The sequence below is a fragment of the Cyclobacterium amurskyense genome, from assembly GCF_001050135.1.
Taxonomy (GTDB): Bacteria; Bacteroidota; Bacteroidia; order Cytophagales; family Cyclobacteriaceae; genus Cyclobacterium; species Cyclobacterium amurskyense.
Genome location: NZ_CP012040.1, coordinates 3,245,001 through 3,261,371, shown reverse-complemented (window position 1 = coordinate 3,261,371; position 16,371 = coordinate 3,245,001). Strand labels below are relative to the sequence as shown.

Annotated in this window: 14 protein-coding genes and 2 rRNA genes (1 of these 16 cut by a window edge); 3 read left to right on the top strand and 13 right to left on the bottom strand. The window is 40.4% G+C overall.

Translation table 11 applies throughout. The features are described from left to right. Nucleotides 1-113: 113 nt before the first annotated feature. The 10 genes from CA2015_RS13500 to hisH all read right to left on the bottom strand — a co-directional run bounded on the left by CA2015_RS13500 (nt 114) and on the right by hisH (nt 11,202). Nucleotides 114-1,895, bottom strand: coding sequence for an efflux RND transporter periplasmic adaptor subunit (locus CA2015_RS13500; RefSeq protein ID WP_048642378.1), 1,782 nt, complete (start codon nt 1,893-1,895; stop codon nt 114-116). A gap of 71 nt (nt 1,896-1,966) precedes the next feature. Then, nucleotides 1,967-2,425, bottom strand: a complete 459-nt coding sequence (locus tag CA2015_RS13495) for a DUF305 domain-containing protein (RefSeq protein WP_048642377.1) — start codon at nt 2,423-2,425, stop codon at nt 1,967-1,969. Nucleotide 2,426: 1 nt separating this feature from the next. Then, entirely contained in the window at nt 2,427-3,656 is a 1,230-nt protein-coding gene (locus CA2015_RS13490) for a TolC family protein (protein ID WP_048642376.1), read from the bottom strand. Next, nucleotides 3,653-7,477: an efflux RND transporter permease subunit gene (locus tag CA2015_RS13485; RefSeq protein ID WP_048642375.1), complete on the bottom strand. Its 3,825-nt coding sequence runs from the start codon at nt 7,475-7,477 to the stop codon at nt 3,653-3,655. Before CA2015_RS13485 ends, CA2015_RS13490 begins: the two co-directional genes overlap by 4 nt. A 98-nt stretch (nt 7,478-7,575) precedes the next feature. Continuing rightward, nucleotides 7,576-7,992, bottom strand: a complete 417-nt coding sequence (locus CA2015_RS13480; RefSeq protein WP_048642374.1) for an HYC_CC_PP family protein — start codon at nt 7,990-7,992, stop codon at nt 7,576-7,578. A gap of 65 nt (nt 7,993-8,057) precedes the next feature. Beyond that, complete coding sequence (locus CA2015_RS13475; RefSeq protein ID WP_084011768.1) at nt 8,058-8,465, bottom strand: gamma-glutamylcyclotransferase family protein; 408 nt, start codon at nt 8,463-8,465, stop codon at nt 8,058-8,060. A 12-nt stretch (nt 8,466-8,477) separates the two neighbouring features. Beyond that, a complete protein-coding gene (gene hisIE, locus CA2015_RS13470) occupies nt 8,478-9,083 on the bottom strand; it encodes a bifunctional phosphoribosyl-AMP cyclohydrolase/phosphoribosyl-ATP diphosphatase HisIE (RefSeq protein WP_048642372.1) in 606 nt (201 codons plus the stop codon). A gap of 49 nt (nt 9,084-9,132) precedes the next feature. Next, a complete protein-coding gene (hisF, locus tag CA2015_RS13465; RefSeq protein ID WP_048642371.1) occupies nt 9,133-9,894 on the bottom strand; it encodes an imidazole glycerol phosphate synthase subunit HisF in 762 nt (253 codons plus the stop codon). Nucleotide 9,895: 1 nt separating this feature from the next. Continuing rightward, nucleotides 9,896-10,618, bottom strand: coding sequence for a 1-(5-phosphoribosyl)-5-[(5-phosphoribosylamino)methylideneamino]imidazole-4-carboxamide isomerase (hisA, locus tag CA2015_RS13460; RefSeq protein WP_048642370.1), 723 nt, complete (start codon nt 10,616-10,618; stop codon nt 9,896-9,898). Beyond that, nucleotides 10,618-11,202, bottom strand: coding sequence for an imidazole glycerol phosphate synthase subunit HisH (gene hisH, locus CA2015_RS13455; protein WP_048642369.1), 585 nt, complete (start codon nt 11,200-11,202; stop codon nt 10,618-10,620). The genes hisA and hisH overlap by 1 nt, the downstream gene beginning before the upstream one ends. A 317-nt stretch (nt 11,203-11,519) precedes the next feature. Between hisH and CA2015_RS24860 the strand changes: the two genes are divergently transcribed. Then, nucleotides 11,520-12,092 carry a hypothetical protein gene (locus tag CA2015_RS24860; protein WP_157470472.1) on the top strand — a complete coding sequence of 191 codons (573 nt, stop codon included), beginning with the start codon at nt 11,520-11,522 and terminating at the stop codon, nt 12,090-12,092. A gap of 6 nt (nt 12,093-12,098) precedes the next feature. Here the strand turns inward: CA2015_RS24860 and CA2015_RS13445 are convergent, their stop codons facing one another. After that, nucleotides 12,099-12,995, bottom strand: a complete 897-nt coding sequence (locus tag CA2015_RS13445; RefSeq protein WP_048642367.1) for a DUF6807 domain-containing protein — start codon at nt 12,993-12,995, stop codon at nt 12,099-12,101. Between the two features lie 170 nt (nt 12,996-13,165). Here CA2015_RS13445 and CA2015_RS13440 point away from each other — a divergent pair, with 170 nt between their 5' ends. Next, entirely contained in the window at nt 13,166-14,107 is a 942-nt protein-coding gene (locus CA2015_RS13440; RefSeq protein ID WP_048642366.1) for a 3-keto-disaccharide hydrolase, read from the top strand. A gap of 156 nt (nt 14,108-14,263) precedes the next feature. Beyond that, a complete protein-coding gene (locus CA2015_RS13435) occupies nt 14,264-15,214 on the top strand; it encodes a sugar phosphate isomerase/epimerase family protein (RefSeq protein ID WP_048644523.1) in 951 nt (316 codons plus the stop codon). A gap of 402 nt (nt 15,215-15,616) precedes the next feature. Here CA2015_RS13435 and rrf read toward each other — a convergent pair. Together rrf and CA2015_RS13425 are read right to left on the bottom strand one after the other, a co-directional pair. Continuing rightward, nucleotides 15,617-15,728: ribosomal RNA gene (rrf, locus tag CA2015_RS13430) — 5S ribosomal RNA — on the bottom strand. A gap of 98 nt (nt 15,729-15,826) precedes the next feature. Continuing rightward, nucleotides 15,827-16,371 (bottom strand): 23S ribosomal RNA (locus tag CA2015_RS13425); it runs 2,345 nt beyond the window's last position.

The following is a 16,371-nucleotide window of genomic DNA, read 5'->3' as shown; positions in this document are numbered from 1 at the left end:
TACAGAATAAATAATCGATCTACATTTTACTTATGATTTAATTTAAGAATTATCAAACAATTACCAAAACAAATTAACAATAAGCTTCGCTTCTATCTTTCTATTCTTCGCGGTTATTTAATTGTTCTTGTGACTTCCCCACAGGTCAGCATTGATTTTCCAAAATAAGGATTCACCACTTTTTCTTCCATGCTCAACCAATCCGCTCCCCGATTGGTATCAGCCATGGGACAATGTTGTACAAAAAGAGGTTTAGGAAAAGGATGAAATTTTTCCGCCATGCCTATCATTTCATCGGAAATTGAAAGAAATGTTTTGCGGACTTCTTCCAAAGACTTATCGGAACCTATCTTTTCAAGGGAAACCGATAAGCTTTTCTGGTACTTCATCCATTCCATATGGGCATTCCCTTCAAAGGATTCCATGTCAATATTTGAAATATAATTAAGCATTTCCTCTGCTTGTGATATTGACCGCTTTAAATCATCGATAGTCAGGGCATTTTTTAATTTAAAATAATGATCAAAAATAGGTATCAAACCATCTTTAGCTGCCTGGGTAAGGGAATTCCCTATTGAACCTTCTATTTGACTTGCCTTCGTCATTTCCATGCCACCGTGATTGTGCCCAGACATTGCTACCCCTCCTTCAGGGTTCATCATACTTGGCTTTCCTGCCAATTGGGCAGCAGCATCAATACTGAAAGCGCCATTAACTACAATTTCCTCCCCCGGGTGAAGACCTGCTTCTATAAGGTATTCAGTTCCCAAGGCAGCCCCAAGTGTTACTTCACGAAGTTGAAAGCTCAGTCCTTTGGAACTTATCTTTTTCACATACACAACAGACCGGGTACCTGTCCACATGACTGCAGTCTTTGGAACAACTATAGCCTCTTCGGCCCCAGTAATGGAGCTTGTAATTACTCCAGAAACAAACATTTCAGGCTTATATTTTAGATCAGGATTAGCAATGCTTATCCTTGCAGAAGCTACTCTGGTGTCCGGATCGATTATGGGGTCCAGGTAATCAATTTTCGATGTAAAGATTTCTCCGGGAATAGATTGTACCCGATAGTTTACCTCATCTCCAGTTTTAATCCAAGGAATCTCAGATTCATAAACATCAAATAATACCCAAACCTTAGACAAATTTGAAACCTCATACAGGGCTTGCCCCATAGCGAGATGGTCTCCCAGATTGGCAAATTTTTGAGAAACATAACCAGAAACATTTGCTTTGATAGGGAAATTCTTAATTACTTCCCCAGTAGTCAATATCTGCTGAACTTGTGCTTCTGACACTTTCCAGTTCTTAAGCTTGGCCACAGCCGCATTAAAAAGCGCTGGTTGTTCTTCTTTTATTTTATTTGCCTGAAGAAGTTCTTCCTGGCTGGTCACCAACTCTGGAGAATACACCAAAGCAATGGTCTGTCCTTTAGCTATGTACTCACCAGTAAAATTCACCATCAATTTTTCAATTCTACCTGGAATATGGCTTGCTTGTGTAAACAATAAGCGCTCATCAACTTGGATTTTCCCGTCTAGCCTAAGCGTTTTTTCCGCTTTCCCCTTACCCACTACCATCGTTTTCACGTCTGCAAGTTGGATGGCTGTAGGGGACATGGTAATAGACAAAGGATCAGTTTCTTGAGAATCATTCTCCAATTGAATGAGATCCATTCCACAAATAGGACAGTCACCAGGTTCACCTTGGCGAATCTGGGGATGCATGGAACAGGTGTAAACCGAAGAAGCCCCAACAGTGGATTCCACATGCTCATGTACTGGTGGTTGTTCAGGAAGATTTGCGGATGGCTTAATCAACCAACCTAACAGCACGCCCACAAATAGTGTAATGACGATCAGTAAGTACTTATTGTTAATTGAATTTTTCATATTTCTTTAGGCATGTTTTTGTTCCTACATGGATTAGACTTTTCCTTTATAATTAAATCCCCTATAGTTCTTTACTCTGACTCCTCAAGTCGCTTGATCATTGCCTTCATTTGAGCAATTTCTTTCTTCTGTGCTTCAATGATATCTTTAGCTAGCTGCTGTGCTTCCGGATCTTTTAGATGTGCTTTTTGGCTTACCATGATGGCCGAAGAATGATGAGGGATCATCGCTTTCATCCACTGTACATCAGCGATCAAAGTTTGGTTTCTGAGCATGGTAAGGGTAGCTATAAATAAAATGACAGCCGTACCGAGAATCATAAAATTGACCTTCTTGTTTTCATACATTCCCCACATAAAGAGTAACATGGACACTGCCATGGGTGCTACCATCAATATTGTCATGTAGGTTCTGGCGGTACTTAGCATGACATGGTCAAAGAGATCTGCATTTAAAAACATCACGGCATACATGATGACAAATGAAACAGCCATCATTGCGGAGAACTTTAGATAATTGTTACTTTTCATATCAGTAAGATTTAGCGGTTAAATAATTAAGTTGCGCATCAGCAGCGTAGTAGGCTACAGAGGCTTTGATTTTCATTTTTCGGTACTCCAGCAATTGCTGCTGAAGGCGTAAAACTTCCTCAAAGTCTTCTCCCGAATTCGCATAGGAACTGTATAGCAGTTCAAGTGTTTGCTTGCTGGTTTGGATTTGCTTGTCAAAGGAAGAAATTAGGTCAAGCTGAATATCCATTTCTACCTTAAACCGATAAAAAGAGCCATAAAGGTTATTGGATACATCCTGCTTTTTTGCTTGGTAGGCTTCGGTTAATAACAATGCTTCTTTTTTGGCCGCATCGTATTTTTTTCTAAAAATCGGAATGCTCATGGTAACCGTCGGCATGAGGACATTTTTACCATTATCGACCAAGGCCATGTCATTAAGCTTGTCCACCATCACATAATCTACTCCTGCTCCAAGGTTTGGCAAGCCCTGTTTGATTGCCAATTTATGTTTTAACTCACCGGCTTGAATTTTCAAATCCAGACTTTCCAATAATGGATTGTGCTGAATGGAATCAATAGAAGCCTGATAGGGAGAATCTGGAACGGTCAACCTTTCCGTAATTTCAATTGGTGAATCATAGTCTCTTCCTAGCAAGGAGTTAAGTCTTGCATTAGCAGACTTAATTTTCTGGTTTAGCACCTCCAAATTTGTTTCGGCACTAGTATTCATGATGTCTACCCTAAGTGCATCCGTTAGTGATCCTTTGCCGTTTTCGAAGGTAGAAGTAGCAATTGATTTATAAGTTTTCAGAATCTGAAGGTTTTCATTTTCAATTTCAATCAACTCATTCGTCTCCAAAAGCGGGTAATAGACTGCTGAAACCTGATTATAAAGGCTATTCCTAGCATCCAGAAATTCCTTGTATTTCACCTCTGCAAGGATTGTCGCCACATCCCCTTGGATGCGCAAAGTTCCGAACCATGGAAACATCTGCGTCAATGAAAAACGCATGCGCTGAGGACCAAGCTTGGTTTGTACTGGCGAAATGAAATAACCAAAAGACAAATTGGGATCTGCAAGTGATTTCGCCTGTGGGATTTTTTGCAAAGCCGCTTCAAACGCTTTGTATTTCCCTTTCAATCCAGGGTTATTTTCAGCAGCCATCACAAAATAATCCTCCAAAGTCTGGCCTTGCCCGGAAAAACTCAATATCAAGATAAGCGTGATAGATAGGACGGTGAATTTCATATTGAATTGTTTTTAAATCTTCTTTCTTCTCGAATCGAATACAAAACGGGTACGATAAAATAAGTGATCGCTGTTACAATCATCCCTCCGAAAGCTGGAATGGCCATTGGTATCATAATGTCTGATCCCCTTCCTGAGGAAGTAAGAATTGGAAGCAAAGCAATAATGGTGGTGGCTGAAGTCATGATGGCCGGTTTAATTCGACGCTGCCCTGCTTCTAAAACTGCATTCCTAACTCCTTTGAGGCTATCTGTTTTGTTCTTTGCAAAACTCTGGTCTAAATAAGTCGCCATAAGCACCCCATCATCCGTTGCGATGCCAAACAAGGCGATAAACCCGACCCATACAGCCACGCTCAGATTAATTGTGTGAATTTGAAAAAGGTCTTTAAAATTCATTCCCAAAAGGCCAAAGTCCCCAAACCAGCTTTGTCCATACAACCATAGGGTGATAAAACCACCGCTGAAAGCCATGGCTATTCCAGTAAAAACCATCAACGAGGTGGTAACTGAACGAAACTGGAAATAAAGAATCAGAAAAATAATCAAAAGTACCAATGGCACGATTACACTCAGGCGCTTTTCAGCACGAACTTGATTTTCATAACTTCCGGAAAACTTAAAGCTCACCCCAGCCGGCACTTCCAATTCACCGGATTCGATTTTACTTTGAATCAAATTTCTGGCATCCTCTACTACCGTAACTTCCGAAAAACCCTCCCTTTTATCGAACAGTACATAACCAACCAAAAATGTTTCTTCGCTTTTAATTACCTGAGGCCCTTTTAGGTATTCAAAATCTACAACCTGGCTCAAAGGGATCTGGGACCCTGTCAGTGTAGGGATCAATATTTTGCCCAAAGCTTCAGGGTCATCACGAAGCTCTCTCGGATAGCGAACCCGAACAGGAAATCGCTCACGTCCTTCCACAGTGGTTGTCACTTTCATGCCACCAATGGCCGTTTCAATTGTACCCTGAACATCTTCAATACTCAAACCATACCGAGCAATTTGCGCTCTATTAATATTGAGATGCAGGTAGGGCTTTCCTACAATCCTGTCAGCAAATACAGCTTCGGTTTTCACCGATGGCACCTGCTTGAGAATATTTTCTACTTTTAATCCAAAATCCTCAATTGTTTGTAGGTCTGGCCCATATACTTTCATTCCCATCCGTGCCCGCATACCTGTCTGCAACATGACCAACCGTGTTTCTATTGGTTGTAGTTTTGGAGCCGAAGTGACGCCAGGTATTTTGGTTACTGCCACTATTTCATTCCAGATATCATCTGGAGAATGAATTTGTTCCCGCCAATTCCTAAAGAACCTACCCTTTTCATCAGCAATGAGTAAAGAAACACCTATTTCCTTTGTAAGTGCCTCCTCATTGGATACGGTATCACCAGAAGTTAGAATAAAACGATTGTCTCTATCTACTTTAAACCGCTGCTTGTGCCCTTTCTCATTCAACAGGTACTCTGACTTGTAATTGATTACATTCTCATACATGGAGATTGGAGCAGGATCCAAGGCGGATTCAACCCGTCCAAGCTTCCCAACACTAAGTTCAACCTCGGGAATATTAGAAATCCGCATATCCAGCTGTCCAAGAACTTTTCGATTAAAGGCTATGCCTGAATGCGGCATGGATGTGGGCATTAATAAAAAGCTACCCTCATTCAAAGAAGGCATAAATTCCTTTTGCATTCCGGGAAAAGTATGCGCCATTCCTGACCAAACCTTCGTTTTCTGAAGGTCCCACCCTACTGCTTTAGCTGCCTTGGGAACAAGCCCAAATGTTGTGTTAAAGCCAAGCCAAACCATAATCCCAAACAGAATAATGATAGCCGGGACAGTTAAAAATGCAGCTTTATGATCAAGACACCAATTTAGTACTTTCTTATAATTGTACTCCAAGAGAATAAATGCCCCAAGGATCAAACTGACTAGAATTGCCACAAAAAGAAAGTTAAGGAAGGTCGATTTAGCCGCTCCTAATGGAAGCCAGTAACCAGCCAATAACCACACAACTCCTGCGATCACAATGATGATTTCCAGGTTATTATAAAAGGGCCTAAAACTTTCAGAAATATTGTAGTTCCTTGATGTCAAAAAATCCCTCAATAGTGCAATTCCTGCCAATAAAATCAAAAGGCTTCCCGCCCAAACATAGCCTTGAGAAAGTGCCAGCATAGCTACTAGAATAAGCAGGATATTTCCAGCTCTTCTATATTTGAGATTATTGATCCTAAATCCGAAAAAGGTATGTGCGATACTGGGAAGGATCAACAGTGAAACAATTAATGCTGCCAGCAATGCAAAAGTTTTTGTATAGGCCAATGGCCCAAACAGCTTGCCCTCAGCCGCCTGCATGGTAAATACAGGGACAAAACTTACAATCGTTGTGGAAACGGCAGTTAGAATGGCACTGGAAACTTCAGCGGAGCCATTGTAAATTGTGGTGATTAGTTTTTGCTCCGGAGGCGCTTCATCAATATGCTTGATAATGTTTTCGGAAAGAATAATCCCCAAATCCACCATCGTACCTATTGCAATGGCTATACCGGAAAGTGCTACAATATTCGCATCTACACCAAAATAGCGCATGGCTATAAACACCATCAAAATGGCCAATGGAAGTAAACTTGAAATTAAAATGGATGCCCTAAGGTTGTAGACCATCACTATTACGACTAGAATAGTGATAAGTATCTCCAAGGACAAGGCCTCTTCCAGAGTTCCTAAGGTTTCCTGAATCAGGGTAGACCTATCGTAAAATGGAACAATCGTCAATTGACTGAGCCTACCATCTGCCAATGTTTTCTTGGGTAATCCTGGAGCGATTTCTTTAATTTTCTCCTTTACCTGATTGATAACCTGAAGTGGATTTGAGCCATATCTGGCTACCACTACTCCTCCTACTACTTCGGCGCCACCCTTATCCAGAAGCCCTCGCCTGGTTGCAGGACCTAATTGAACCACTGCGATATCTTTGATACGGATGGGCACATTGTCCTCTACCGCTACAACAGCAAGCTCAAGGTCTTCTATAGACTTGATATAGCCCAAACCACGTACCAGGTACTCCGCTTGATTTATCTCTATGGTTTTAGCGCCTACATCTCGGTTGGATTGTTTCACTGCCTGCATCACCTTTGTCAATGGGATATTGTAAGCTTTTAATGCGTCAGGATTTACATCTACCTGATACTCCTGAACAAATCCACCTATGGAAGCGACTTCTGAAACCCCTTCAACTGCATTCAATCCATATTTCACATAGAAATCCTGAGCCGTTCTGATTTCGTGCAGGTCCCAACCACCGGTTGGATTTCCTTCCTGATCTCTTCCTTCCAGGGTATACCAATAAACCTGACCAAGAGCAGTTGCATCAGGTCCTAAGCCTGGCTGGACTTCATCTGGAAGCAGATCAGCTGGCAGAGAATTAAGCTTTTCCAAAATTCGGGAGCGCGACCAATAGAATTCAATATCCTCGTCAAAGATGATGTAGATGCTGGAGAATCCAAATATTGAGGAACTCCTAATTGACTTCACCCCGGGAATACCCAATAAATAGGTGGTCAATGGATAAGAGATTTGGTCTTCAATATCCTGAGGTGATCTTCCTGGCCATTGCGTAAAGACAATTTGTTGATTTTCACCAATGTCAGGAATCGCATCTACCGGAACAGGATCAGAAGGTAAAGAGCCGACTTGCCACCCAAATGGTGCAGTAACAATCCCCCACATTACTATTACTAAAATAAGGAGAACAGTTACAAGTTTGTTTTCAAGAAAAAACTTGATGATTGAATTAAGCATGATTTAATCCTATAATGAGAAATACCAGATAATGAGCCGCTGATTTTAAAAAGCAGCTGAAAACAGGTCAGTATTGCTGACCAAATTATCCGGTAAGATTAAATCAAGAAAGTTTGGTAAAGAACAGTATAATCCTGGGGATTGATTGGGGGAGGGTCAAAGGAGCTTATGGAAACAGGCATCAAAACCAATGCCTGATCAAGCAGAAAAGCCTGTGTGAAAGCCGCAATAAAAATCATTTGCGGAGCACTGACATTAACAACTTTAAGGTTTTGATCCACTTCCAATTGGATCAATTCAAATTGATTTTGACAGCACTGATCCTTGCTTTCTTTTTGTTCATTTTCTGAAAGAGGGTTGTGCTTTTGGGTATCCATATCGCATTCTAAATGCTTGGCAGACAAACCAAAACCTTTTAACATTTCAGAGCCCATACAGATATGGCTACTTTTCGCCAAGCCAATGCTGGAAAAAAGAAAAAATGTAGCTATCAATATGGAAAATGATTTTTTCAACAAATCAAAGGTATATAAATATTAAGAAATCTTCAAATCAAGGTCTCCAACCAAAATTACTGGTCTCACCTACTTTCGGTAATGTATTGCAAATAGTCACCTCCCTCAATAGGCGTCATATGATCCAAAGAACCTAAATGAAGGTATATCCAAGCAGATAATTTCACTCCTTCTTCAGATTCGATGCTTACTTTCAACCTTTCATACGTAATGCCTGTCTCTAGGTTTTCACCAACACCTTCGTACTCATCTAAAATGGTCAATACTTCATGTTCATTATGAAGCAAAAACACATCCCCGATCACATATTGACCTTCGGCCGTATTTAGGGTGAGAACAGGATAAGGCCCCATATCAAACAGCAAACCATTGCACTTCCCGCTTGTGAAATACTCACCGGACCGCGACAGTAGTTCCGCCATAGGATGATTGAACCCTTTCCTTAAGGTGCCATAGACAAATAAATAGGACAATCTCAGTAAAATTTACTTTTGATGGCGTTTGACCAAAACTTCCATTACTTCGTCCAATTCATATGATTTTGCTTCCAGCAATACCAAATAATGATACAGTAAATCCGCGGCCTCGCCCATGAACAATTCTTTGTTGTCATCTTTGGCTTCGATTACGATTTCCACAGCTTCCTCTCCTACCTTTTGGGCAACTTTATTGATCCCCGCATTGAACAGTGAAGTAGTATAGGATTTATCTGAAGGGTTTTCTTTCCTTTCTTTGATCACCTTTCTCAACTGATCAATAAAATGAGTTTTCCCTTTATTACTGTGAGCGAAGCAAGTATCATTGCCTGTGTGACAAACTGGGCCTATTGGGTTTACTGTTACCAAAAGCGTATCCTGATCACAGTCAACTTCAATATTCTTAAGCATTAAAAAATTACCTGAAGTTTCCCCTTTTGTCCATAAACGACCCTTTGTTCTACTAAAAAAGGTAACCTTTCCACTCTTAATCGTCACATCGATGGCCTCCTGGTTCATATAGCCCAACATCAACACCTCTTTAGTAAACTCATCCTGTATAACCGCAGGTACCAGCCCATCTACTTTTTCGAAATCTATATTTATATTTTCCATGCTAAATTATTGCTCAAATATTTATTGTAATCCTCAAACTATTGAAGATTTATGACATCTTTCTTATGTTGACTCCCTGCTTGTCGAGATAATCCTTTAATACAGGAATAGGTATTTCTTTGAAATGAAAGATACTGGCAGCTAAAGCAGCGTCGGCTTTTCCCGCAGTAAACACTTCCTGAAAATGCTGCATTGTGCCTGCTCCTCCTGAAGCTATTACAGGAATAGGAAGTAGAGAGGACAATTCTGAGGTAATGTCATTTGCAAAACCATTTTTTACTCCATCATGATCCATGGAGGTAAGCAAGATTTCACCCGCCCCTCTTTCGGCAACTTCAGCTGCCCATTCCTGAGTTTTTAGCAAAGTAGGCCTTCTTCCGCCATGGGTGTGGACAAAATCTACTCCATCAATATTCTTGGTATCGATAGCAACCACTATGCATTGACTTCCAAATTCTCTGGCTAGTTGATTGATAGCAGAAGGATTTCTTACTGCAGCCGAATTTATACTAATTTTATCTGCTCCAGCATTAAGCAAGGCTTTTACATCGTCAATGTCGGATATTCCACCACCTACAGTAAACGGAATATTCACCTTCATGGCAACTTTGGTTACCAATTCCACCAAAGTCTTTCTCTTTTCCACTGTGGCAGTGATATCCAAAAACACCAATTCATCAGCTCCTTCGTCAGCATAAATTTTAGCCAACTCAACCGGGTCACCGGCATCCCTCAACTCCACAAAATTCACTCCTTTTACCGTTCTCCCATCTTTGATGTCCAGGCAAGGTATTATTCTTTTCGTCAACATATTAATTTCGTGTAAAGCTACTTAACTCCTCTAGGCTTATTCTTCCTTCATAAAAGGCTTTCCCCACAATGGTTCCATAAACCCCTGCTGCTTCTAGTTCTTCCAAATCCTTTACCGAAGCTACCCCACCACTCGCTATTAACTTAACTCCGGGGATTTCTTTCATTATTTCCTTATAGAGCTCCAAGGATGGCCCCTGCAACAATCCGTCTTTGGCCACATCCGTACAAATAACGTACTGCACACCTTTGGAATGGTAATCTTTGATGAAATCTATCAGGTCCATTTCGGTCGTCTCCTCCCAGCCCGAAATAGCAATTTTCCTGTCTTTGGCATCTGCACCTAATATTAATTTCTCTCCACCGAAAGATTTTAGCCAGCCTGTAAACAAGTCAGGGTTTTTCACTGCTATGCTTCCTCCTGTCACCTGTTTTGCACCTAGCTTGAAAGCCATTGCTATGTCGGCATCGGATTGCACGCCTCCTCCAAAATCTACATGCAGGTCTGTACCTTGACAAATCCTTTCCAAAACTTTGGTATTGATGATTTTCTTTTCTTTGGCTCCATCCAGATCCACCAGATGTAGTCTTTTAATTCCTGCACCTTCAAATCTTTTTGCTACCTCAGTAGGGTCTGATGAGTATTCCTTTTTTTGGCTGTAATCTCCTTGAGTAAGGCGAACACAATTACCTCCTATAATATCTATTGCTGGAATGATTTCCATTATAATTTCAGAAAATTGTTAAGAATTTTTTCACCTGTCACACTGCTTTTCTCTGGATGTCCCTGCATCGCATAATAGTTATCTTTATGCAGAATGGCGGAGAAATCATTGATATAATGAGAACTTGCAATGGTGTATTTTGGGTCTATTTCGGCATAATAGCTATGCACATAATAAACGTAGGAAGATTCATCCAGTCCCTCCAAAAGTGGGGATTTCAGATTCTCAAGGTTGTTCCACCCCATATGAGGCACCTTATTCAAAGGGGGGAATTTCTTTACCTTTATCGGGAAAACGCCCAAACATTGGGTATCGTATTCCTCAGAATGCTCACATAGCAATTGTAAGCCCAGGCAAATTCCAAAAAATGGTTGAGTCAATTCTTTAATCAACTGATCAATCTTTCTTTCCTTCAAATACCTCATTGCCGTACTTGCTTCTCCCTGGCCTGGAAAAATCACCTTGTCTGCCTTTTTTATGGTTTCCCAATCATCTGTTAAGGTCGCATTGACTCCTAGCCTTTCCATGGCATACAATACAGACTGTACATTTCCTGCATTGTATTTAATTACTGCTACATCCATTCGTATCGGCCCTGGCCGCGTTAATCATTTTCGTTTTAAGCAGCCGCTAATTTAAAGCTTTTCGTGGTAGGGTGGAAGATTTCGCTACGAAATATCCAATACCTGTTCCAATAGCTTGTTAAACCATTGCTTAAGTGGTTGTATTTTCTTGATTCAGAAGACTATTAACACTAAAATTTTATAAAAGAATCTAAAAAGTATAGAGCAATCAGGGAAAACTTATTTTTTTATCGAAAACACATAATTATAAGCCATATCAATCAAATCACTTAAATTAGAATTAAGTTTGCTAAATATTAATTGATCCACTTTAAGCTTTGACACAAAAAATCGCGCGATTAATTTCCAGAATAGGCCATCCTATTAGTTTGTTACTGACTTTTTTGGTCTACTTTCTTTTCAGTATCCATACCCCCTTAAAGGGGTTCTGGACCCTAATCATAATTCTTTCATTAGGCATATTGCCTCTTATAGCCTGGAACTTATACCATAGCCGTAAAGGCTTGTATTCAAACTTTGATGTATCTATCAGGACGCAACGTTCCTCAATGTACCGCTTTATCCTATTATTAGCGGTAATCGTTTTAACCGCCTTATGGTTTAGCAATCAGCCGTTCAATGTGATTATAGGAAGCCTAGTATTGATTCAATTGCTTCTACTTGCCTTCTTTATTAATTATAAAACCAAAATTTCCTTACACGTCGCCATCGCTGTTTATACAGGATTTGGACTATGGGAAATCAATAGAGAATTCTCCATGGTCATTTGGGCTGTCACTCCTTTAATTGCCTGGTCTAGGTGGTACCTTGGGAGACACTTAGCAATTGAATTGTTTTTGGGGTTTGTGCTTGGATGTTTATGTGGTATTGAAATTTTATACTTCATATAACCGGAATCAATCTTTGCTGTAAACATTAAATTTCCCTGCAATATCGGCTTCCAAATGATCTCCCTGATGTACGATCACCCTGTATTTGAGCTTTACTGAATCTCCTTTTTTTAATTTTGTACCTTCTTTTTCATTTTCAGGCCAGTACATTGGCGTAGGAGAGATAAACCCATAATCCCTGGTAAACCAAGGAGAAGGGTACCAGTCATTTGAAGGATGTTGCATAACAGCCAGGCCTTCTTGCCCTTCCCCTCGATTGCCATAAAAATCTATCCAGGAAGAAGGTTTACCAAAGGTTTCTTTCTCTCCACGGTCTCCCTCTGCGTTAATCATGGTTCCTCCATTGAGCACATTAAGGTCTTGGTCCATTCTTGCGCTGAACAAAGAGTGATTGGTTTTTTCAATAGTAACATCCTCCAGCATTTCCATCTTTACATCAAAATCAATTTGATAAGCACCATCAGCTGTAGTAGAAATTGTGATCACTCGAAAATCCTTTATTGGGGCATTAGCTCCAGGTCTGGTCCAAATGCACTCATTAAGAATTGTCAATTCACTGTCATTATTCTGCTCAATTTCAGCCCTTAAAGACACAATTTGTCCCCTATCTAGGCCTTCTTGCCAATAATTGCCACCATTGACTCTATCGCAACCAAAAAACAAAGAGCTATGATGTGGGTATACCCCATTCCGCATACTGGTTACCAAGGCGCCAGAAGGTCCATTAACAGGGAAGAAAAAAGGATATTTCTCATTTTCAGCAAAATGATAACTGGTAAAAAATTTACCGTCAATAATCACATCTATCCTGTCACCAATTTTTTGAGCAGAAATTTTCTGCGCCATTACTGTTGACTGACAAAACAAAACGATCAAAAGAATAAAGGGAAATATGTATTTCATAATTAAGAGAATTAATATAATACTAAAGTAAGTATAATCCCTGATTCAAAAAAAACAGAACCATATTTGAAAACGTAGAAATCTGGAATTAAGGAATAAATTGGTGAACAGTTTTAAAAGGAGACAAAAATCAAGTAATTTTAAGCGGAATAAACTTCAAATTAAATAACATGATAAAATCTAAATTACTATTGTATTCTTTACTGATTTTCAGTTTTCTAAGCACAGGAAACATTGCTTGCGCACAGGATGAAAAGCAGTTGACGGGGCGTTGGGACCTAACTGTGGATATGGATGGCAAACAGGCACCTTCATGGTTAGAAGTAAAACTTTCTGGAATGAAGACATTGGTTGGGTATTATGTAGCTCACAATGGCAGTGCCAGACCTATAGCAAAAGTAAACTATGATAATGGAAAGGTAAGGTTTGCGATTCCCCCACAATGGGATAATACTGATCAGGACATGATTTTTAATGGGCAGTTAAAAGGCGGTAAACTTTCCGGTACAATTACTCAAAGTACTGGTGAAAAGCATTCTTTTACTGGTGTAAAAGCGCCACTATTGGTAAGAGAGAAAGCACCCAAATGGGGAAAAACAATAGAATTATTTAACGGAAAGAACCTGGATGGTTGGCATGTAGATGGGGCTAAAAACCAATGGGAAGTCATTGATGGCATATTAACCTCTAATTCTGCGGGATCCAATCTTATCTCAGACCAGAAATTTGAAGACTTTAAATTAAGCGCAGAATTCCGTTACCCAAAAGGTAGCAACAGTGGGATATACCTTCGAGGACGATATGAAGTTCAGATTGAAGACAATCCAGGCACACCACCTTCCTCTATTTATTTCGGTGGCGTATATGGATTCTTAACCCCCAATGAAATGGTAGCAAAATCAGCCGGAGAATGGCAAACTTATGAAATCACATTGATAGGCAGGAGAGTTACTATAATTGCCAATGGAAAAGCCATCATTACAGACCAAATCATACCAGGTATCACTGGTGGGGCCATTGATAGCAATGAAGGCGAAGCAGGGCCGATAATGATTCAAGGTGATCATGGTGCCGTTGAATTCAGAAAATTTGAAATAACACCTGCTAAATAGCCGGTTAAAAAAAGCCAAAAGATAAGTAAGCTTCAAAAGCCCCCATCTTTTGGCTTTTAAAGCTTGTAATTGTATTTACAATTAAAATAGTCAGTAATCACATTTTCCATCTGGAAACCTTGGTATTGATATCAGTATCTTGTAATGAATAGAAAAATGAAGCGTAGAAGATTTATTGGGCTTGGCGCATTGGCTGGTGTTGTAACAGGAACATCACCATCTTTGGCTGCCAAAATCCCCTTAGACAATTCCCAAATCGAAAAAAGATACCAACAAGGCCAAAGTCCTTGGCCAATTTGTCTGGATACCGCTACAATTAGGCCTGCTTCTTTAAGGGAAAAAGTTCAAATTGCTGCTCAGGCTGGCTATGATGCTATAGAACCTTGGGATAGGGAACTGGCTGAATTTGAAAAAGAAGGAGGCAACTTAAAGGACTTGGGAAAAGAAATTAAAGACCTTGGCTTGTTTGTACCAAGTGTTATCGGATTATGGAATGCCTTACCTCCAACGCTCGAAACATTTAAGGAATCCCTAAAAGATACCCGAAACAGAATGCGTATGGCTGCTGATATCCAATCCCAACACATCCAAACAATCCCCAATACTGTAGGAGAAAATTACGATCAAAAATATGTTTCCAAAAGATACCGTGAATTAATAGAGATTGGAATAAATGAGTATGGTATCAACCCGGCTTTGGTTTTTGTGAAATTTTTCCCGCTCAAAACTTTGGGCCAAGCAGTTGGCGTGGCTTTAGATGCTAATCATCCTAAAGCAATGGTTATACCCGATACGTTTCACATGCACATCAGCGAAGGTGGTTTCGAAGGGCTCAATTTTTTAAACGGAGATCTTATTGCAATTTTCCAATTTGCAGATGCGCCAGCTAGTCCTGAAATAACAGCTTTGGGGGACAAACATAGGGTTTACCCTGGTGATGGAATCTTGCCTTTACCTGAAATATTGAAAACCTTAAATTCAACAGGTTATAAAGGATGCATATCGCTGGAATTATACAATCCGGAATATTGGAAACAGGACCTACAAGAAGTCGCCAATACAGGCTTAAGGAAAACAATAGAGGTGATTAATAAAGCTGGGGTTTAATCATGTATAATCATTTGGAAACGAAGTTTTAACAGAATTTCATAAAAATTATAAGCATAATTCACAAAATCAAAGACTTTTTTATAAAAAAAATTATGTCAATTCTATTTTAAAAATGCCCTTAATTATTTAACTCCTAAGGACTGGTATAGATATCGTCCTAGATCAAGAATTCTAATAAGTTTGGGCTAGGGAGAAAAACTAAAATAATGTAATATTTTTTGCCTTATAAATGCTTCATTTATTATAAGTGAGATGGGTAGGTGAAACTCCCTTCTTTAGTATGTACTGAGAAATTCCATACTATGTAGAGCGCCGTTCTATTAAAAAACCAGGCAATAAAACTTTTCCCCATAAAAAGATTAGGCAAAAAAAAGACCCTTAGATTTCTCTAAGGGTCAATGAAGGCGGCGACCTACTCTCCCAGGTGTAACCCCAGTACCATCGGCGCTGCAGGGCTTAACTTCTCTGTTCGGGATGGGAAGAGGTGGGTCCCCTGCGCCGGGCCGCCTAAATCTTCGTGAAGCTCTGATAGCTTTCACTTAATTTCTTTAATTATATAAATGTCTCAAGTAAATTGACTTGTCTTGTGGAAAATGCAACGTAGCAAAGGTGTTCAAGTTTTCGGGCTATTAGTACTGCTCGGCTATGTCATTTCTGACTTTACACCTACAGCCTATCAACGTCATCGTCTCTGACGGCCCTGTTTAGAAGTCTCATCTTGGGGCGAGTTTCGCACTTAGATGCTTTCAGCGCTTATCTCTTCCCGACTTAGCTACCCGGCGGTGCAGTTGGCACTACAACCGGTACACCAGCGGTCGGTCCATCCCGGTCCTCTCGTACTAAGGACAGCCCCCCGCAGACTTCTCACGCCCGCAACAGATAGGGACCGAACTGTCTCACGACGTTCTGAACCCAGCTCGCGTGCCACTTTAATGGGCGAACAGCCCAACCCTTGGGACCTTCTCCAGCCCCAGGATGTGACGAGCCGACATCGAGGTGCCAAACCTCCCCGTCGATATGAGCTCTTGGGGGAGATCAGCCTGTTATCCCCAGAGTACCTTTTATCCTTTGAGCGACGGCCCTTCCATTCGGTACCGCCGGATCACTATACCCGTGTTTCCACCCTGCTCGGCATGTACGCCTTACAGTCAAGC